The following is a 20,548-nucleotide window of genomic DNA, read 5'->3' on the forward strand; positions in this document are numbered from 1 at the left end:
GATATAGTGACTTATATATAAAAAGATTAAAATTTTACCAGCCCTCATTTTGTTTAATGATCCCGTGACTGTTTACGATTTCAGCCTGTGGAACTGCCCAAACATTATGTACAGCCGGATTAAAGTTTCTTGCGGCCCACACTACCTGTCCATTGATACCGTGCAGAGGCTTCGCATACGCTGCCTGCGCATCTCCCCAACGTACAAGATCCCTGTGTCTGTCTGCCCATTCACCCGCCAGTTCGCAACGTCTTTCATGTTTAAGATCAGCCAATGTACATCCGTTTTTCACAGGTAATCCTGCACGTACTCGGATCATATTGATCTCCTGATCTGCAGATTTTCCCTGCATCAGTAAAGCTTCTGCTTTGATCAGGATCACCTCAGCGTAACGCATGATCGGAACGGCAAGGTCTGTACAAGGATAATCTCCGTTGGCACTCACGTGACCATTTTTCAGCTCATACTTGAAGGCATCCATATATTTATTAAACTGGTATCCGGTAAGGGAATTCGTAGAAGCGTATATTCTTTCTTTTCCGTTGAAGGTAAATTTATCTCCAATTTTCAGAATGGTCGCACTTCTTCTAAGGTCTCCCGTTTCGTATTCATCAAACAACTCTTTTGTTGGCTGAAAATATCCCCATCCGTTATATTCTCCCCATCCTTTGTTTTCAAGCATTACTCCCGGAAGAATACTTCCCCAGGCAGTAAACTTTGTAGTTCCCGGAACCGACCAGATGTATTCTGAACTGTAGTTATTTTCAGCTTTGAAAACATCAGCAAAATTTCCCAATAAAGCTCTGTTTCCTTTGGTCATTACTTCATTAGCCCAGAATTCTGCATTCTTCCAGTCTTTCATAAACAGATATACTTTTGCTAACAATGCCCAAGCTGCGGCTTTATGAGGTCTTCCGTAATCCTTTGCTGGAAGTTCTGCCTGTGTAGGTAATAATTCAGCAGCTCTTTTCAGGTCGTTGACAATGTACGTGTAATTTTCCATTACGTTGGCTGCTCTTGGAATCGGGTTGGGATCCGGATCTTTCGAACGGTCGATGATAGGAACACCTGCTTTTTCATTTCCATAAGAATAGGCAAGCTCAAAATACATTCTGCTGCTCATGAAGAGTGCTTCTCCAAGATATTTATTCTTGGTGGCCTGCGAAGTCTGAATATTATCAACATTACGGATCACACGGTTGGCCACTCCAATTACGTTATATCTTTTGTTCCATTGGGTTTCAAGATCACCTGCTGCGATATAATTGCTGCTGAAGTTTTTAGCATTATCTGCCTCACTTTTTGCTCTTCCGGTTACCATATCATCACTGGCATTGATAAACCAGAACAAACCTCTTCCGTAAAATTCACCATCGAATAAAGGTTTGTACATAGCGTTTGCCCCGGTAATAAGATCGTTTTCTGTCTTCCAGAAGCTTGCTTCAGTAGGTGTTCCTTCAGGTTGAATATCCAGTTCTCCCGTGCATGACAGAAGCATCACTGATATTCCTGATACTAACAATATTTTATTGAAAAATTTCATTTTTTTACTTTTTGCTGGTTAAAAATTATAATCCGACCTCTATTCCAAAGATGAATGAGCGTGCCTGAGGATATCTTCCGGTATCAACTCCGTAAGAGTTCATCCCTACTTCAGGATCGAATCCTGTATATTTCGTTATGGTAAACAGGTTGTTGGAGGTCATATAAATTCTGACTTTGTTTACATCCAGTTTTCTGTACAATTCTTTTGGTAGTGAATATCCGATAGTAAGGTTCTTCAGTCTTAAATAAGATCCATCCTCCACATAGAAATCTGATACTTTGGAATAATTACCGCTTGGGTCACCGTGTACCAGTCTTGGGATATCAGTATTGGTATTCTGAGGTGTCCATGCATTCAGGATATCTCTGTCCATATTATAGTTTTGTCCCGTTCCACCCGGATTCAACGAAATAAACTTCATTCCGTTGAAAATTTTATTTCCGTAAACGCCCTGGAAGAATAAATTCAGATCAAAGTTTTTCCAGGTCATATTGTATGAAAAGCCATAGGAGAACTTAGGATATGGACTTCCAAGATTAACAAAATCATTATTATTAAGCACTCCGGTATTTCCTTCCTTTTTCAGGAATTTGATATCTCCCGGCTTGGCATTGGGCTGGATAAGATTTCCGTTGGCATCTTTATAATTGTTGATTTCTTCCTGAGTCTGGAAAATCCCTCCGGTCTTATAACCATAGAAGGAATACAGAGGATCGCCTACTTTCACACGGGTTGGCTTCAATACACCTCTTACTCCGTTATCATTGATGAAGATCTCATCCACATTGGCAAGCTGCTTCACCGTATTTTTTAGTTGACTCATCGTAGCTCCTATTGAGAACGTGAAATCGCCGGAAACTACTTTGTTATAATTGATTCCCAATTCGTATCCTTTATCCTGGAATAATCCCGCATTCACATACTGATTATTGTACGTTGCCGTACTTGGCAAGCTTACGTTGAAGATCTGATCTTTGGAATTCTTCACAAAGTAATCGAACTGTAAAGAAAGGCTGTTGTGAAGGAATGAAGCATCTACCCCAAAGTTGGTCTGCTCAGACTTCCCCCATTTCAGGTCCGGATTCGGACGTGTGGTGGCATAATAAGCAATATTCTGGGAAGGATCCTGTCCGAAAATCACATTATTATCTCTCGTCATCAAAGGATTCACTGCCTGAGGTGAAATTCCTCCAAGATTACCCAAAATACCGTAGCTTCCTCTTAATTTCAGACTTGAAAGCCATGAGATATCTTTCATAAAGTTTTCTTTCGAAACCACCCAGGCACCGGAAACGGCATAGTAGTTAGCAAATCTGTTTTGTTTCGCTACCAGTGAAGAGCCATCACGCCTTCCCAATAAACTTACAATATACTTTCCGGCATAGTCGTAATTTACTCTCGCCAGATAAGAAACCAAAGACTGTTTGAATCTGTAACTGGAAACATCTTTATTGGTATCCGCAGCGTTCTGAAGGTGCTGGAAAACCTCAGCTTCACTTCTGAAATCATATGATTTTGCCACAAAACCCTCATCAATTGTTTTCTGGAAAGTAAAACCTCCAAGGAAATCGAAATTATGCTGTCCTGCTGAGATTTTATACGTTAACAATTGTTCTGCAAGCGCTGTTGAAGAATTATTGGATTGGTATTCCAGATTATTGGTATCAAAAATTTTCCCAATTTCAAGGACTCTGTATGTAAAGTTCTTTACATCTCCCAGTTTAAAAGTCTGTGAGAAATTGGAACGGAATTTTAAATCTTTCGCCAGTGTAATTTCAGCATAAGGGTTGATTAAAATTTCGTGGGTAGGATTTCTGATACTGATTCTTTTAAGATACGCAACAGGGTTGATCATATCTCCGTAACCACCTGCCACATCAATCGGCAGTCCGGAAAACGCACCACTTGGCGTATATACCGGAACATTGGGCGGATAGTACATAGCCGCTACCAAAGCTCCCGTATATCCACTTTTGGTATCGGCTGTATTGCCGTCAGAGTAATTATAGTACATATTTTCTCCGATCGTCAGCCAGTCTTTTACTTTATGTTCAGAATTAACTCTGAAATTGTATCGTTTTGCCTGAGTATTCAGTAAAATCCCCTCAAGATTTCTGTGATTCATGCCCACAAAATATCTTGATTTATCACTTCCACCGCTCAGATTTACGTTGTATTCCTGAATCGTTCCTGTTCTGAAAATTTCTTTCATCCAGTCTGTTCTGGTAATTCTTCCGTCCGGATATTGATTAGGATTAAAAGCCATCGGTAAACTTCCCAGTTTCCCGGCATTTTCATAGGCTTTGTACATCACGTCCTGAAATTCTGCTGCATTCAGAGATTCTTTCAGTCTCCACGCCTGGTTTACTCCGTACTTAACATCAAAATCAACAGTAAGATTTCCTTTTTTCCCCTTTTTAGTGGTAATAAGAATAACCCCTCCTGAAGATCTTGCTCCATAAATAGCTGCAGAAGCATCTTTCAGTACAGAAATATCCTGAATATCGTTGGGATTGATAGACGGTGTTCCGTTGAAAACCACTCCATCCACAACATAAAGGGGAGTTTCACCATTGATTCCTCCCAGACCACGAATATTGACCTTCGGTGCTCCGTTAGGATCACCGCCTTCGTTCACTACAGTAACTCCGGGCGCTTTACCCTGAAGTACTTCTCCTACTCCGGACAAAGATCTGGAAGTAAGCTTATCCAGTGAAGCCTCCGAAACAGCTCCGGAAACTTTACTTTTTTTCTGTGTTCCGTATCCAACCACAACAATCTCGTCGATGGATTTTTCTTTTAAGCTGTCTTTTTTCTGAGCGAGGAACATCGGTGAAGCTGATATTGCACCAATAAGTAATACCCTTCCCGTTAAATACGTTACGGATACAGGGATTTTAAATACATTCATGATCTCCTTTTTGATTAGGTGCAAAATTAGATCAGCCTGCTCCCACCACTCATTAAGGTTTTCTTATGTTTTTATTAAGAAATTTTAGCTTTTTTCAGATGACAACCACCACAAAACAGAATTAAAAAACTGTATTTCAACAACATAAGCAATTAAAAGTAATCATTCCTCAAATAATCTATGCATAATTGAGATTAACTTTATTTTAATTTTACCATCAATCCTGGCAATTGATCAGGAAATAATTAAAAAATTATTTCAGGAATAATAAATAACTGAGTTCATTTTTCTTTTTTTACATTTGCTGAAAATAGATTTTACTTTTGAACAAAGACTTTAAAAAACGGCCTACTGGTATCAGAAGAAAAATAAAACATTAAAAATCATACGAATTCAATGACCATCATTATAACAGGAACCTCATCAGGAATCGGGTTTGCATTAGCCGAATATTTTGGTAAAAAAGGACATAAAGTATACGGATTAAGCAGAAAGCATACAGAAAGCCAGTACTTCAAATCTATCCCCACTGATGTGACAGACAATACAGCAGTTCAAAATGCTGTAACTGAGGTTTTAAAAACAGAAAGCAAAATTGATGTTTTGATCAACAATGCCGGAATGGGAATGGTAGGCGCCGTGGAAGATTCTACGAAAGAAGATATTCTGAAGCTTTTCAGCCTGAATCTTGCCGGACCTGTGCAGATGATGAGTGCCGTACTCCCGAATATGCGTGAGCACAAATTTGGAAAAATCATCAATGTTTCCAGTATCGGAAGTGAAATGGGGCTGCCTTTCCGTGGATTTTATTCGGCTTCTAAATCGGCTTTGGATAAAGTAACGGAAGCGATGAGGTATGAAGTCTACCCATGGAATATTGATGTATGCTCTCTGCATCTGGGAGATATTAAAACCAATATTGCAGACAATAGAGTCATTGCACTGGTTTCTCAACCTTACAAAAATGTTTTTGACAAAGTATATGCGCTGATGAACTCTCACGTAAATGACGGAACAGATCCTTTGGAAGTCGCAGAATACATTGAAAAACTTTTAGCAAAAAATAAATGGAAAGCTCATTATTATTTTGGTAAATTCGGACAGAAAATCGGAGTTCCGTTGAAATGGATTCTTCCGCAGGGAACTTATGAGAATTTGATGAAGAAGTATAATAAACTGGATAAAAATTAGTTGATTGATAAGGCGCATTGTCATTCTGAACACTGACTGAAAGTCTGCGAACGTAGTTCAGAAATGCAGTGAAGAATCTTTTGTATTTTATAGAGATTCCTGTTCATATTCAGAAGAATAAATTGAAATTACTTTTAAAAATATTTTTTGTACTGTTCTGCGTTTTCACACAAGCGCAGAAGAAGCAGTATTGGCTGATTGATACGGAAACCAAAGCCAGGAAAAAAGTAAAAGATTCCACTTCCGCAGTAAAGTTTCTGGATTCATTAGCCCAGAGCAATTATTTCTTCACTCAACTGAAAGACGTAAAAGTAAAAGGTGACAGCACGGAAATTTTCTACGATAAAGGAAAGAATTTCAATGAAACTTATGTCAACCTTACGGATTCTCTGGTTCAGAAATTAAAAATCCAGAAAGATTTTTTCACTAAAAATTTAGACTCCACCAAAAAAAGTATCAACAAAACTTATATTGATGAAGGATATTCTTTCAGCAGAATAAAATCTAAATACAAAGGGCAGAAAAACGGCTATCCAATAGTGGAACTTGACATCAACAAGAATGATAAAAGAACAATCAACGGATTCGTAGTGAAAGGATACGAAAAGGTTCCCAAAAGATTCATCAAAAACCTGGAAAAGGAGTTTAAGGGTAAAAACTATGATGACAAAAACCTTCTAGCCATCAATAAAACCTTCCAGAGTCATCCTTTCCTAACCCTTGAACGGCAGCCACAAACTTTATTTACGAAAGACTCTACCAGTATTTACCTGTTTCTGGAAAAGAAAAAGACCAATACTTTTGATGGGGTCATCGGTTTTGGAAATGACAAAACCTCCAAGTTAACCTTAAACGGGACGATGAATGTGAATTTCAGGAATATGTTCAATGGTTTTGAAACCGTCAATTTATACTGGCAGAGAAACCCGGACAAAGGACAGACTTTTGATCTTAGAGTAGATATTCCATACCTTTTCAAATCAAATGTAGGGATGGATACGAAGGTAAATATCTACCGACAGGATTCTACGTTTGCCAATGTAAAGTTCCTTCCTGCTTTCTATTACCATATCAATAACAGGAATAAAATCGGTCTAAGGGCAACTTTGGAAACCTCTACTATTATTGATACCTTATACGTTCAGGGAAAAGACTACAATAAAAAAGGGATCGGGATATGGTATGAAATGACAGAACCTACTGATATTGACCTTTTCCTGTACAAAACAAGGATCAATGCCGGATATGATTTCTTAACAACTACTTATTCTAAAGATAATATTAAAGCTAATCAAAACCAGTTTTATTTCTTTGGAGAACACAATTACCACATTTCCGGGAATCACTTCCTGAACATCAAAGCGGAAGGTGCGATGATGGATTCTAAAATAGAATTCTCTGCCAATGAATTATACCGTTTCGGAGGATGGAACTCCATGCGGGGATTCAATGAAAACTCCCTCGCTGCTGACTTTTATTATTATGGAAGTCTGGAATACCGGTATCTGATCGGAAACCAGGCCTTCTTTGACGTCTTTGGACAATATGGGCAGCTTAATAATAAATCTTTAAATGTAAAACCCAAGCTCTACAGTGTCGGGCTCGGTTTCAATTTCTTCATTCCTATTGGTCTGATGAGTTTCCAGCTGTCTAATGGTAATGAGTTCGGAAATCCTTTTAAATTTAATGATATTAAAATCCATTGGGGAATTCTGAGTAGGTTTTAGAAAAAAAGAAGGAAGTGGGAAGCGTGATGCCACAAGTTATTGAGGTCACGGTTTCACTATCCCAGTATTTTTAAAAGGTTTTATGTTAATCTTATAACACGATAACAACCTCCAGCACTCCTCTCCAGCCTCCTTCTTTATATTAATATTTATATAATAAAGCAAAAGTCCCTATACAAAGGACATTTTTCATTTTACTTATTTATTAATTCTTATTGTTAAAAAATATTAAATCGTATTTTTATTTTAATACATCATTAAAGTACTGGTAACAGTGCACTGCTAAATTTGCCTTCAAAAAAATGAAGAAAACTCTAGCCACTTTTGCCGTTTTTTTACTTCCTCTTTATTTTTCTGCACAGGAAATCAATATTTCAGGAAATGTAAAATCAGAAAACGGTTCTAGTGTTTCCGGTGTGAACATCACCGACAAAAACACAGGAAAGACTGCTACTACAGATGAAAATGGTAATTTCACTATTTCTGCAAACCCCAAAGATATTCTTGAATTTTTTGCTCCTGATTTTTCTGTTTATACCGTTGAGGTTTCTTCCAAAAAACAGTATTCCGTTGTCTTAAAAAAGCAAAACGAAAAGCAGATTGAAGGCGTTGTTATTACCGCTTTAGGTATTGCCAAAAAGAAAGAAAAAATCGGATATTCTACTCAGGAAGTAGGAACAAAACAGTTTGAAACCATCACTACTCCAAGTATTGGAAATTTATTCTCCGGACAGGTAGCAGGATTGAACGTTTCCAATCCTACTGGAATGCAGCAGGCTCCACAGTTTACGCTGAGAGGAAACTCTAATCTGGTTTTCGTCATTGATGGTGTGATTGTAGAAAAAGAGGTTTTCCAGAATTTAGATCCTAATAATATTGAAAACATCAATGTCCTGAAAGGAGCTACCGCTTCTGCTCTCTATGGTTCAAGAGGTCGTTACGGAGCTGTTTTAATCACCACAAAAAATGCTAAAAAGAAAGGCTTTTCTGTAGAATTCTCCCAAAACACCATGATTACAGCAGGATTTACCAATCTTCCGAAAACCCAGACTGAATATGGTAACGGTTCCCATGGAAAATACGAATTCTGGGACGGAGCCGATGGCGGGGTAAATGACGGAGATATGATCTGGGGACCAAAATTTGTTCCGGGATTACAGATCGCTCAATGGAACAGCCCTATCAGAGATAAAGTAACAGGACAGGTCGTTCCGTGGTATGGAGCAGTAACAGGAACTCAGTATGATGATAAATCAAGATATGAAAGAGTTCCGATTGACTGGAAATACCATGATAACTTAAGTACGTTCTTAAAACCAGCAGTAATCAACAATAATAACTTCGCGATCAGCTATAGAAGCAATAAAGACGTATACAGATTCTCCGGGAATTTCATGAATTATGATGACAGAGTTCCCAATTCTTATCTTCAGAAATATGGAATCAACTTCTCTTCTGAAAACCATCTAGGAGATAAATTAACCTTCGATACAAAATTCAACTTCAACCAGGCTTTTACTCCTAATATCCCCAATTATGATTATAATCCAAGCGGACACATGTACACCATCCTGATCTGGATGGGAGGAGATGTAGATGGAAAAGCATTGAAAAATCATATGTGGATCCCAGGAAAGGAAGGAAGAGCACAAGCCAACTGGAACTATGCCTGGTATAACAACCCATGGTTCGGAGCCGAGTATTACAAGAATCAGAACAGAACCAATATTATTAATGCTCAGACAGGTCTAGAGTATAAAGCGACAAAGGATCTATCGGTAAAAGGGAAAATATCTCTTGTCGAAAACCATAGCAAAACGGAAATTCTGAGCCCTTATTCCTATTTCAATTATGATGCACCACGAAGTGGCGGTTATATTTTGAAGGATAATAAAACATGGAACCTCAATTATGATGTGTTGGCGACTTACAAGAAAAAGATATCTGAAAATTTTGATTTTACAATCAATGCGGGAGGTTCTGCTTTCTATTATAAAAACAACAACAATGAAAGGTCTACGGATGGATTAAAAATTCCCGAAGTATACACTTTTGAGAACTCTATCGGAGCACTGAAAAATTACACTTATCTGAAGGAAAAGTTGATTTACAGTGCGTATTCAACGATTGATATCGGGTTGTACAATGCTTTCTTCATCAATGTTTCCGGGCGTAATGACTGGTCTTCTACACTACCTAAGGCCAACAGATCTTACTTCTATCCTTCTGCTTCCATCAGTGCGGTTATTTCCAACCTGGTAAAAATGCCGGAATCTATCAATATGTTGAAACTTTCTGCTTCATGGGCGAAAGTAGCGTATGACTTCCAGCCTTATTCCATCAGAAATTATTATCTGAACAATGGGGGAATCACATTCAATGGAAATCCTACTTATTATTATCCAACCACTCTAAATGTAGAAAATTCTTTGAAACCGGAGCAGACAAAATCTTATGAATTAGGTTTAAGCGCAGGGTTCCTGAATAACAGAATCACTTTAGACGCTACTTATTTCAGAACATTAGATTATAATAATATTCTCCAGTTTCCTGCTGCAGAATCATCCGGTTTCACTTCTCAATATGTAAACGGAAATGAATATACAACCAAAGGATTTGAAGTTTCCCTTGGTTTAGTTCCGGTAAAAACTTCTGATTTCAGCTGGAAAACATTAATCAACTGGAGTACTTATGAACAAAAGCTGACTTCCATTTATGATAATATGCCGAACTACAAAAATATTAAGCTAGGCGAAAGAATGGATAGCTATTACGACTATACATGGCAAAAGTCTCCGGATGGAAAAGTAATTCTTGATGCGAATACAGGAATGCCGACAAGAGCTAATAACCCAAGTAATCTGGGACATTTCAATCCTGACTGGACTTTCGGTTTCAACAACACATTCAAATATAAAAAATTCACTTTAAACATCGGAATTGACGGAAGCATCGGAGGTGTGATGAGATCCCAGGTTGTGGAAAAAATGTGGTGGGGAGGAAAACACCCTAATTCTGTAGCGTACAGAGATCTTGAATATGCAAATCCGGGAACGTATTATTTTGTACCTGATGGGGTTAACTACAATCCGGCAACCGGAACCTATACTCCACACACAAAAGCTATCAGCTACCAGGACTGGGCGCAAAATTATCCCTACCGTGCAAGAGTAACACAGGACGAAAGCGAAGAGTTTGCTAACGTTTTTGACAGAACTTTCGTCAAGCTTAGATCTGTAGTATTAGAATATGACTTCTCTTCATTACTCAACCCAAGAGGAATGGTGAAAGGTTTCACCGCCAATATTTCTGCTTACAATCTGGCGATGTGGAAAAAATCAAAAAACCTTTATTCTGATCCAGACTTCCAGACAAAAACAGACAATGATATTCAGGATCCATCCAGCAGATGGTTTGGAATCGGATTTAATCTTAAGTTTTAACTAAAAAGTACGTCAAGACAATGAAAAATAATATAAACAAAGTGACAGAGCAAAAAGGTAAAACAGCAAAATGGCTGATGAAATCTTTATTTGCAGCCGGACTTCTGACATTAGCATCATGTGAATCTAACCTTGATACCATCAATGAAAATCCTAATGACCAGGCCAGTATTGATCCCAAAAATCTATTGACTTACGTTGAAAAATATACTTTTCAGGTAAACGGGGACAATATGTATGCCTCCAGAATGATGATTGGTACTGATGGTGAGAATTCATACCAGTATATGAAATGGAATGATACTTCTTTTGAAGTCTATACCAAAGGACTTCTGAACACTGGAAAAATGATGCAGGAAGCTGAAAAAAGAGGAAACAAAAATTATCTGGCCATCGGAAAATTTTTGAGAGCGTATCATTTCTTCAATATCAGTTTAAAAGTTGGAAGTGCTCCTTATTCTGAGGCAGCAAAGGGTGAATCCGGCATTACCCAGCCTAAATATGATACACAGGAAGCTATCATGTCCGGAATTTTATCAGAATTAAAAGAAGCCAATGATCTTATTAATACCACCGATAAAATTGAAGGTGATATTGTCTACAACGGAGATGCTTTAAAGTGGAAAAAACTGATTAATTCATTCCGTCTGAAAATTCTGATCACTTTATCTAAAAAAACGACAGTAGGAAGTTATAATATCGCTGCAGAATTTGCTTCTATTGCAGGAAGCCAGTCTCTCATGACCTCTATTGCAGATAACGGTGAACTTAAGTTTGCTGATGCAGCAGACAGCAGATACACGATGTTTAACAACAGTGGATATGGTTCAAGTTTGTACATGGCTGATTATTTTATTAATATGTTCAAAGACAGGCATGATCCACGTTTGTTCACGTTTGCAGCACAGACTACAGGAGCAAAAGAAGCAGGAAAAGCCATCACAGACTATACAGGATATAACGGCGGAAATCCTACTTCTCCGTATTCTGATAATGCAGCACTGATCACGGCAAAAAACATTTCCAAAGTAAACGATCGTTTTTATAAAGACCCTACCAATGAACCTGCTTCTGTATTAAGTTATTCAGAACTTGAGTTTATTCTGGCTGAAGCTACAGCAAGAGGCTGGATTTCCGGGTCGGCAAAAACACATTATGATAATGCGATCAAAGCAAGTTTCAATTTTTATCAGACCTATGTAAAAAATCCGGGACAATATTTCTCAGGCTTTGATGTCAACCAATATCTTGCAACTCCTTTGGTAGTATATAATGATGCTGATCCACTACAAACACAACTGGAAAAGATCATGACTCAAAAATACATGACGATGTTCCATCAGGCACAGTGGACTTCTTACTTTGATTATTTAAGAACAGGCTTTCCAAATTATCCTTTAAAAGCAGGAGTCGCAGCTCCTTTCAGGTTCAGATATCCGCAATCTGAATATAATTACAACAGCAATAATTTAAAAGCTGCTTTAACGGCTCAGTATGGAGGAAATGATAATATCAGCTCCAAACCTTGGTGGTTACAATAAAAATCTGATTAATTTTATATAAAACAAAGAAACCGCAGGAAAATCCTATTAACTTGCGGTTTCTTTCTTATTACGATTGAACATGAACAGAAGAGAATTTTTAGAGAAATCAAGTCTTTTATTAGCAGGATTAGGAACCTCAAATGTTTTACATCCTTCCATTTTAAAAGCTTTAGCCATTGATCCGGCTGCCCAGTCTACATTTTATGATGCAGAGCATGTTGTCATCCTGATGCAGGAAAACCGTTCATTTGACCATGCTTTTGGTGCTCTCAAAGGAGTAAGAGGTTTTTTGGATAAAAGAGCTTTTATAAAACAGGACGGCCATTCTGTTTTCTTTCAAAAAAGTGACGAAGGAAAATATGCATCTCCTGCCCGTCTGGATTTAAGAAATACAAAATCTACCTGGATGAGCTCACTGCCACACTCATGGGCAGATCAGCAGAAAGCTTTGAACAAAGGTAAATTTGACCAATGGCTTCAGGCGAAAGCTTCAGGAAATAAAGATTATAAAAATATTCCGCTTACGTTAGGATATTACAACCGCGAAGACCTTCCGTTTTATTATCAGCTGGCAGATGCCTTCACCATATTCGATCAGTATTTCTGCTCATCGCTTACCGGAACTACTCCCAACAGGCTGTTTCTTTGGTCCGGAACATTAAGAGAACAGCAAAATGGAAAGGTAAAAGCCAATGTTGTCAATGAAAATATTGATTATGATAAAGCGAGGCAGGCAAAATGGAAAAGTTTCCCGGAAATATTAGAGCAGCAAAATGTTTCGTGGAGAATTTATCAGAATGAAATCAGTCTTCCAAAAGGAATGTCCGGAGAACAGGAAGCCTGGCTGAGTAATTTTACAGATAACCCGATTGAGTGGTTTTCAAAATTCAACGTTAAATTTTCAAAAGGATATTATCAGAATATTCCCAATATCATCACCTATCTGAAGAAGGAGATTGAAAAAAATCCTGATCAGAAAAAAAGACTGGAAGCTATGCTGGCTGAAGTTCAGGAAGATCAGGTGAAATACCACCCTGACAATTATTCCAAACTTTCAAAAGAAGAAAAAAATCTTCATGAAAAAGCCTTTACCACTAATTCCAACGATCCTGATTACTGGAAACTGGAAATTGGAAAGGATGAAAACGGAGAAAGGCTTGTTGTTCCGGAAGGTGATGTATTATTTCAGTTCCGTAAAGATGTGGAAGAGAAAAAGCTTCCGTTGGTTTCATGGCTGGTAGCTCCGGAACATTTTTCTGATCATCCGGGATCACCATGGTACGGAGCCTGGTATATTTCTGAAGTTCTAAATATTCTGACCAAAGATCCTGAAACCTGGAAGAAAACCATATTTATCATCAATTATGATGAGAATGACGGGTATTTTGATCACGTATTGCCTTTTGCCCCACCAGTGAATCCAAGCCAGCCCGTAGATATGAACGGAAAAGAAGGGGTGGAATATGTGGATAAAACTCAGGAATATATGAGCTCTCCTTCTTTGAAAAGCTATGAAAAAGTAGAAGGAACTGTCGGATTGGGTTACAGAGTCCCTATGATCATCGCTTCTCCCTGGACGAAAGGAGGTTTTGTCAATTCTGAAGTATCGGATCACACGTCTGTCCTGCAGTTTTTGGAAAAATTCATTATGAAGAAATTCAAAAAGGATGTCCGTGTAGAAAATATCAGTGACTGGAGAAGAGCGATATGTGGCGATCTTACTTCCGCTTTCAATTCTTCCAGCGTGAAAGTTCCGAAAATAGATTATCTGAATCAGAAGGATTACGCTAAAACCATCAACGCAGCTAAAAATAAACCTGTCCCTAATTTGAAATGGTATTCTGAAGATGAACTTAAAGATAGCCTGCTTGACATTCAGGAAAGAGGACTGAAACCTTCCAACCCATTGCCTTATCATTTCCATGTAAATCTGGAAGGAGACCATATAAAAATGACTAACCTGAAAGATAATGGGGTTCCGCTTTTGGTATATGACAGAACTCAATTCGACAATAATAATTATCATTTTTCATATGCTTTATATGAAAAGCAAACGCTATCCCATACTGTGCAGCCGGGAGCTTATGATTATGAAGTTTTCGGTCCCAATGGCTTTTTCAGGAAATTTAAGGGAAATAAAACTGTAGAAACAGAGGTGATCTTGACGAATATGACCTCAAAAAATCAGATTGAATTAATTATCAAAAATCACAAAAAGAAAAATTTTTCCATAAGTCTGGAAGATCTTTATACAAGAAGCGAAAGAACAATTTCTGTACAAAAAATGGAAGAAAAAATCATTATTGACCTTGATAAATACAAAGGCTGGTATGATTTGCAGCTAAAATTAAACGATCATCTGTGGCACTTTGCCGGAAGAATAGAAACCGGAAAAGTTTCCGTTTCTGACCCGCATTGGGCTTAAAAACGCCTATATATTGATAAAATACTGCACAAAATTGTGCAGTATTTTTTTTGAGTTATTTCATCTTATAATGCATTACATATGAGAAATAAGCAATTATAAAAAATATGTGGTATATTTTTTTTAAAACATATTGAATTTTGTTATCTTCACTTTACTAATTAACAGTGTCATGAAAAAACTAAATTTAACTATTGCAGCGTCTTTATTTGCGTTTGCTCTATCCGGGAATCTTAGTGCCCAAGATCTCGCTACAGATAACCATACGGTTACCATTTCTATTCCCGAAGTTGCATTGGTCGATATTGAACCAGCAGCAACCAAAAACATTACTCTTGGATTTACAGCTCCTACTGAAGCCGGAAATCCTATTCTTCCATCTGCGGCCAACACTACGTTGTGGCTTAATTATTCTTCTATTAAATCTGTGGCAGATCCTACCCGTAACGTAAGCGTAAAAATGAACGCTATCATTCCTGGAGTAGATCTTAATGTAACGGCGGCGGCGGCCACCGGAGCAGGAGCAGGCACATTGGGAACTTCCGCAGGACTGCTTACATTAACTGGTACTGACCAGACAATTATTTCTGGTATTGGAAGTGCTTATACAGGAAATGGAGCTAATAACGGTCATAATCTTACCTATGCACTCGCTGCAGGAAGTGGTCCTGGAGGGGTAGCCGCGTATGCAGATTTACAGGCTACAGCTACTGTTGCTGCTACCGTTACTTATACAATATCAGACAATTAGAATTTAATTAAAATTCTATTTTACGTTTCAAAAACAAGAAGAAATTAGTATCCAGTTTCTTCCTGGCTTTGTATTATTCATGATTTAACTTCAAACTTTACACAATGATAAAGCGTATCCTTCTTTTGATCACCCTGATTTTGCAGTTCAGCTTTTTACGTGCCGGTATTGTGATTCTCAACGGACTTACGCATTCTTACAAAATAGAAAACGGAAAGGTTTATAAGGGAAAAGTTGCCATTGAAAACACGGGCAGCAATCCTCAAAGCGTAAAAATATTTTTACAGGATTATACCTACCATGCGGACGGAACGATCAATTATACAGCATTACGTACCAATAAACGAAGTAACGGAGAGTGGCTGAAACTCAACACTAATCTTGTTACCCTTAAAGGTAAAGAAAAGACTGAGAGCTTCTATGAAATAACCATTCCCAATCAGGCAATGGATCCGGGAAGCTATTGGAGTGTGATCATTGTAGAACCGGTAGAAGATATAAAACCCAGTGACAGTAAACCAGGAGTCAGCATCACTTCTATTATACGATATGCCATTCAGGTCATTACAGATTTTGAAACAGAAAAAGCAAAACCGGATCTTAAGTTTGAAAGTATCAAGGTGGAAAAACAGGAAGGAAAACAAACGGCAAAGATAGCAATAGCCAATAATGGTAATCTTTACTGTAAACCAACTGCTTCCATAGAAATCTATAACCGAAAAACGGGTGAGAAGGTGGGAACTTATTCAAGTTTAACGATGGGGCTGTTACCCAACACCTCCAAAACATTTTACATTGACATTAGTAAAGTACCACCAGACAAATATAAAGCTGCTATCATAGCTGCCGATGAAGAAGAGAATGCTTTTGCACTCAATGTGGAATTAGAAGTAAAAAATGAGTAGAACTTGGACTTTATTTATTATCATATCATTATTCCCGGTATTTATTTTTTCTCAAGAGCAATCCAATAGATTGATCAGTAAAAAAGATAGTTTAATGCCGGGAATGTCTACTTCTATTCCCTTCACTTTAGAAAACAATTCGGATGAAGCCAAGACCTATGATATTTCAATTACCACATCAAGTTCCTCTATTAATCCTATTTTAGCAAAAGGAGAATTTCAGATTCTTCCTCATGAAACCTCTGTATATCTTGTTCCTTTACGGGTGGGAACAGAAACAGGACAGGGTATTTATTCCGTGATAATGAATGTAACTGATCGCCATAACGGAATATCTTTTACAAAAAATTCAAAAATCATTGTTTCCGGACACAGGAATCTTTTAGTTACCGCTTTAAATACACCTGAATTTGTAAGAGCAGGAGAAACAATCCGTGCCTCTTTTCTTTTAAAAAATAATGGTAATGTAACAGAAAGTATTGTTCTCGAAAGTAAAAATGCTATTGTCGATAATGAAACATCACTGGTACTGGAGCCTAATGAGTCTAAAACAATTACTATTCATAAAGTAACAAATCCTGAACTCGCTCAAAATGAATTTCAAAACCTAAACCTTTCGGTGCACTCAAAGGCTAATCCCAAAGAAAATCAGGATGTCTATGTGAGTACTCAGGTGATATCAGCAAAACCTTCTGAGAAAGATATTTATCACAGGCTTCCTGTTGCTTTCTCATTATCTTTTATTGGCATGCAGAATATGGGAGTGTATAATGATGGTTTTCAGGGAGAAATCTATGGTAAAGGAGCACTTGACAAAGACAATAAGAATCAGATTGAGTTTAGGGCGGTTACTCACAATCCTGTAGAACTCAATACATTTACTCAATATGAAGAATATTTTGTAAATTATAAACGGAACAATCTTTCTATTCATTTAGGTGATAAAACCTACTCTTCATCCTATCTTACAGAATTTGCAAGATATGGCCGCGGGGCAGAAATCCGGTATAACTTTGATAAAGTGAGCTTCGGTGGGTTCTATAACCATCCGAGATTTTTCAGAGATATTAAAGATGAATTCAATTTCTATTCAGCCTTTAAAATCCGAAAAGAGTCCGAAATTTCTGTAGGATACCTTTACAAAACTCCAAGAAAAGAAGAAATCAGATATAGTGAAGTAAGACTTGATTCTAATGCTCATTTACCTTACGCCAAGGGAAAATTTAAGGTTTCAAACAATATAACTTTTTCTGGAGAATTGGCATACAGTACTACACAAAAAACAGATGGAACAGCTTATTTACTACAGGCTGAGGCCGTTTTTAAAAAGTTGAATGGAAATTTAATGTACATGAAAGCAAGTCCTGATTTCGGAGGATATTTTACCAATACAAATACTTTTAATGGTAATATTTCCTACAATCTCACAAAGAAAATAAGTTTCTTTGCCAATTATATGCAGGATGCCAAAAATTTCCAAAGACATACACTGCTCCTGGCAGCACCCTATAGAAAGTATTTTCAATATGGTATACAGTACAAATATATACCGAGTGGTTTCATTATCCTTAATAATGGATATCAAACCTATAAAGACCGTTTAGAACCTAAACAGTTTGATTATTATGAACGTTACTTTAAAGTAAGTATTAATCAGCAGATTGGGGTATTTCAGGTAAATGTGGATGGACAATTTGGAAAAACAGATAATTATCTAACGGGATTCAGTGGCAATTCAAGCTTTTATTCCGCAAATCTGTCATTTCAAAAGTTCAGAACATCTTTTAACATCTTCGGAAGTTATGCCATCAGCTCAAGATATCAGCTTAAAAATCAGAGAAATATCTATTATGGAGCCAGAATCTTTAGTCGGTTTTCTGATAAGACCAGCTTAAGTATATTTTATCAGAATAATTATATGCCTGAGGAGTATTTTAAAGACAGAAATCTGTTTGAACTTCTATTTCACCAGCAGTTATTTCCCGGAAATGAACTTGATCTTTCCGGAAGATATTCATTGCAAAGAGGAGAAATCGGAGATAAAGATTTTATATTCTCCATGCGTTATACATGGCGTCCCAATATTCCTGTACAGAAAACTGCCGAATATATTTCATTGTCTGGAAATGTTGGTAACCTGGGTATAAAAAAGACTGAAGGCATAAGATTAATGCTTGGAAGTTATCTGTCCATTACGGATAAGGAAGGAAATTATATATTTAAAAACGTTATCCCAGGGAATTATTTTCTTGAAATTGACCGTTCCACTACGGAAATCAATGATATTCCGACTCAAACGTTTCCTGCTGCTCTTTCATTGATCAATAAGGAAAACACTTTTAACTTTGGATTAACCACAGCTGCAAATGTTCAGGGCCACGTTAAATTCTTAGAGACAGGAGAAAAAGATCAACTTGATTTTGACCAGATACAATCTGAAAAAGGAAAAAAGAAAAAAGAAAGTATTATTGTGGAAGCTACCAATAATGATCAGACTTACCGTAAGATCTGTCTCATTGGAGAAAACTTCGACTTTACTTATCTTAGGCCTGGAGACTGGACTATTAAGGTCTATCGTAACGGGCTTGATAAACGATATAAAATTTCATCAGACAAGTTTCTGTTTACTTTAAAGCCTTCGGAAACAAAAAAAATAAGCATCAATGTTGTTAAGCAACAGATAGAGATCAAATATCAAAAGGAATCCTTGAAAGTAGGATATAATGAAATAAAAAAGAAGAGATGATTCTGATCCGTACCCTATTATTAATTGCATTTTGTGTTGTATCCGGGCCAATCTATTCCCAGACCGCAAATACTACTGTTAGTCTTACATTGCCTGTAGTAACTTTAATGGACATTGAGCCTACAGGCAGTATTGTGTTAAATTTTACAGCTCCTACAGAAGCTGGAAATGCTCTTGGAGCACCTACTCCCAATACATCCAAATGGATCAACTATACTTCAGCTATTGCTTCCGGAGGTCTTACCAGAAGGATTACGGCCTCAGTAAATAAAGTTATCGCAGGCGTCAATATAAGAATTCAGGCGGCGGCGGCTTCAGGAGCTGGCGGCGGAACATTGGGAACATCTTCAGGGCAAATAATTCTCACCACAACTCCTACTACCATCATTAGTGGTATTGGCGGAGCATATACAGGAAACGGAGCGAATAACGGCCATGCTATTACCATTTCACTTGCTACTAATACTTATGCCAATTTACAGGCTCAGGCCAATACAGCAATCGTCATCACTTATACCATCACAGAATAAAATGAAAATGAAAAGTCTCTTTCTCAAAGAACAGTTCTTAAAAAGATCTCTTTACATTATTGCTTTAATAATGGGAAGCTATCTTGAAGGGCAAACCATAAGTATTGCCGGAACTAACTGGACTGTGAGTGTACCTACCATTACTGAGGCAGGAAGTAATTATATCGGAACTTATGAGAACCCTGCACAATTAACAATATCTGGTCATTTACCAGGATCTTTTCTTAATCTTCTTTCAGCCTCCGGAGCCAAAATAACCATGCAACTTAACCCGACTTCCTGGAACAGTTCCCTGAAACTGTCCGCAAAAAGAAGTGGAGGAACAGCAATAATCAATGGTCTTTGTGTCCTTTGTACCGCTTCTATCAATGGAGGTAGTGCAAATTTTATAGAAATTCCACAGGCTGGCGCCGTCACATTATCAACAATAACCTTTAGTGGATTATTGGGTGTCAATAATAGTGTAGATTACTCAGCCATTAGTGTTCAACTCCAAATAGGAGGTGTTTCTGTGACAATTCCTGCAGCATCTTATAGCACACAAATCGTCTTTACGATAGCAGCAAACTAAGTCATCATTGGTAAGCTAGATTACAATAAAAATGTAATCCATAAGAACCGTTTCTTTAGAGAAGCGGTTTTTTTATTTCTTTTGACTTAAAATAAGGTGAATTCTGAGGGATTAAATCTCGTTTATATACGTGAATTAGCTTTCAACCACAATAAGCGATTTACGGCCTTAAAAGATAGAGATCCTAATTTCCGGGTTACGAGGTACGAATTACAGCGATTAGATCTCAGAATTGCAAGTGTAAGGATGCAAGATGGC

At 37.5% G+C, this 20,548-nt stretch carries 12 protein-coding genes; 10 read left to right on the top strand and 2 right to left on the bottom strand.

Annotation, left to right across the window (positions count from 1 at the left end; genetic code table 11):
* Window positions 1–34: 34 nt before the first annotated feature.
* Together RHP76_RS13175 and RHP76_RS13180 are read right to left on the bottom strand one after the other, a co-directional pair.
* Window positions 35–1,543 (bottom strand): RagB/SusD family nutrient uptake outer membrane protein, encoded by a 1,509-nt coding sequence (locus RHP76_RS13175; RefSeq protein ID WP_062675684.1) that lies wholly within the window; start codon window positions 1,541–1,543, stop codon window positions 35–37.
* A gap of 25 nt (window positions 1,544–1,568) precedes the next feature.
* Entirely contained in the window at window positions 1,569–4,457 is a 2,889-nt protein-coding gene (locus tag RHP76_RS13180; protein WP_311228376.1) for a SusC/RagA family TonB-linked outer membrane protein, read from the bottom strand.
* 396 nt (window positions 4,458–4,853) lie between these two features.
* Between RHP76_RS13180 and RHP76_RS13185 the strand changes: the two genes are divergently transcribed.
* From RHP76_RS13185 to RHP76_RS13230, 10 genes are all read left to right on the top strand, one after another.
* Entirely contained in the window at window positions 4,854–5,648 is a 795-nt protein-coding gene (locus RHP76_RS13185) for an SDR family oxidoreductase (protein ID WP_288440867.1), read from the top strand.
* A 68-nt stretch (window positions 5,649–5,716) separates the two neighbouring features.
* Window positions 5,717–7,375 carry an autotransporter assembly complex protein TamA gene (locus tag RHP76_RS13190; RefSeq protein ID WP_409193481.1) on the top strand — a complete coding sequence of 553 codons (1,659 nt, stop codon included), beginning with the start codon at window positions 5,717–5,719 and terminating at the stop codon, window positions 7,373–7,375.
* A 302-nt stretch (window positions 7,376–7,677) separates the two neighbouring features.
* Complete coding sequence (locus RHP76_RS13195; protein ID WP_120232664.1) at window positions 7,678–10,818, top strand: SusC/RagA family TonB-linked outer membrane protein; 3,141 nt, start codon at window positions 7,678–7,680, stop codon at window positions 10,816–10,818.
* Between the two features lie 20 nt (window positions 10,819–10,838).
* Window positions 10,839–12,359: a SusD/RagB family nutrient-binding outer membrane lipoprotein gene (locus RHP76_RS13200; RefSeq protein ID WP_288440862.1), complete on the top strand. Its 1,521-nt coding sequence runs from the start codon at window positions 10,839–10,841 to the stop codon at window positions 12,357–12,359.
* Between the two features lie 82 nt (window positions 12,360–12,441).
* Window positions 12,442–14,787, top strand: a complete 2,346-nt coding sequence (locus tag RHP76_RS13205) for a phosphocholine-specific phospholipase C (RefSeq protein WP_288440860.1) — start codon at window positions 12,442–12,444, stop codon at window positions 14,785–14,787.
* Window positions 14,788–14,959: 172 nt separating this feature from the next.
* Window positions 14,960–15,538 carry a hypothetical protein gene (locus RHP76_RS13210; RefSeq protein WP_062675679.1) on the top strand — a complete coding sequence of 193 codons (579 nt, stop codon included), beginning with the start codon at window positions 14,960–14,962 and terminating at the stop codon, window positions 15,536–15,538.
* Between the two features lie 104 nt (window positions 15,539–15,642).
* Window positions 15,643–16,443 carry a WxL protein host-binding domain-containing protein gene (locus RHP76_RS13215; RefSeq protein ID WP_311228377.1) on the top strand — a complete coding sequence of 267 codons (801 nt, stop codon included), beginning with the start codon at window positions 15,643–15,645 and terminating at the stop codon, window positions 16,441–16,443.
* Entirely contained in the window at window positions 16,436–19,189 is a 2,754-nt protein-coding gene (locus tag RHP76_RS13220) for a COG1470 family protein (RefSeq protein WP_311228378.1), read from the top strand. Before RHP76_RS13215 ends, RHP76_RS13220 begins: the two co-directional genes overlap by 8 nt.
* Window positions 19,186–19,719, top strand: a complete 534-nt coding sequence (locus RHP76_RS13225) for a hypothetical protein (RefSeq protein ID WP_123279002.1) — start codon at window positions 19,186–19,188, stop codon at window positions 19,717–19,719. The genes RHP76_RS13220 and RHP76_RS13225 overlap by 4 nt, the downstream gene beginning before the upstream one ends.
* A gap of 7 nt (window positions 19,720–19,726) precedes the next feature.
* Window positions 19,727–20,290, top strand: a complete 564-nt coding sequence (locus RHP76_RS13230) for a hypothetical protein (protein WP_131797545.1) — start codon at window positions 19,727–19,729, stop codon at window positions 20,288–20,290.
* Window positions 20,291–20,548 lie beyond the last annotated feature (258 nt).

Origin of the sequence: Chryseobacterium sp. SG20098 (genome assembly GCF_031844745.1) — a bacterium.
Taxonomy (GTDB): domain Bacteria; phylum Bacteroidota; class Bacteroidia; order Flavobacteriales; family Weeksellaceae; genus Chryseobacterium; species Chryseobacterium cucumeris.

Excerpts from the sequence above, each read along its gene's own strand:
- RHP76_RS13215 (WP_311228377.1), top strand. The coding sequence starts at position 15,643 with ATGATAAAGCGTATCCTTCTTTTGATCACCCTGATTTTGCAGTTCAGC.
- RHP76_RS13185 (WP_288440867.1), top strand. The coding sequence starts at position 4,854 with ATGACCATCATTATAACAGGAACCTCATCAGGAATCGGGTTTGCATTA.
- RHP76_RS13230 (WP_131797545.1), top strand. The coding sequence starts at position 19,727 with ATGAAAAGTCTCTTTCTCAAAGAACAGTTCTTAAAAAGATCTCTTTAC.
- RHP76_RS13210 (WP_062675679.1), top strand. The coding sequence starts at position 14,960 with ATGAAAAAACTAAATTTAACTATTGCAGCGTCTTTATTTGCGTTTGCT.
- RHP76_RS13225 (WP_123279002.1), top strand. The coding sequence starts at position 19,186 with ATGATTCTGATCCGTACCCTATTATTAATTGCATTTTGTGTTGTATCC.
- RHP76_RS13205 (WP_288440860.1), top strand. The coding sequence starts at position 12,442 with ATGAACAGAAGAGAATTTTTAGAGAAATCAAGTCTTTTATTAGCAGGA.
- RHP76_RS13175 (WP_062675684.1), bottom strand. The coding sequence starts at position 1,543 with ATGAAATTTTTCAATAAAATATTGTTAGTATCAGGAATATCAGTGATG.
- RHP76_RS13220 (WP_311228378.1), top strand. The coding sequence starts at position 16,436 with ATGAGTAGAACTTGGACTTTATTTATTATCATATCATTATTCCCGGTA.
- RHP76_RS13180 (WP_311228376.1), bottom strand. The coding sequence starts at position 4,457 with ATGAATGTATTTAAAATCCCTGTATCCGTAACGTATTTAACGGGAAGG.
- RHP76_RS13200 (WP_288440862.1), top strand. The coding sequence starts at position 10,839 with ATGAAAAATAATATAAACAAAGTGACAGAGCAAAAAGGTAAAACAGCA.
- RHP76_RS13195 (WP_120232664.1), top strand. The coding sequence starts at position 7,678 with ATGAAGAAAACTCTAGCCACTTTTGCCGTTTTTTTACTTCCTCTTTAT.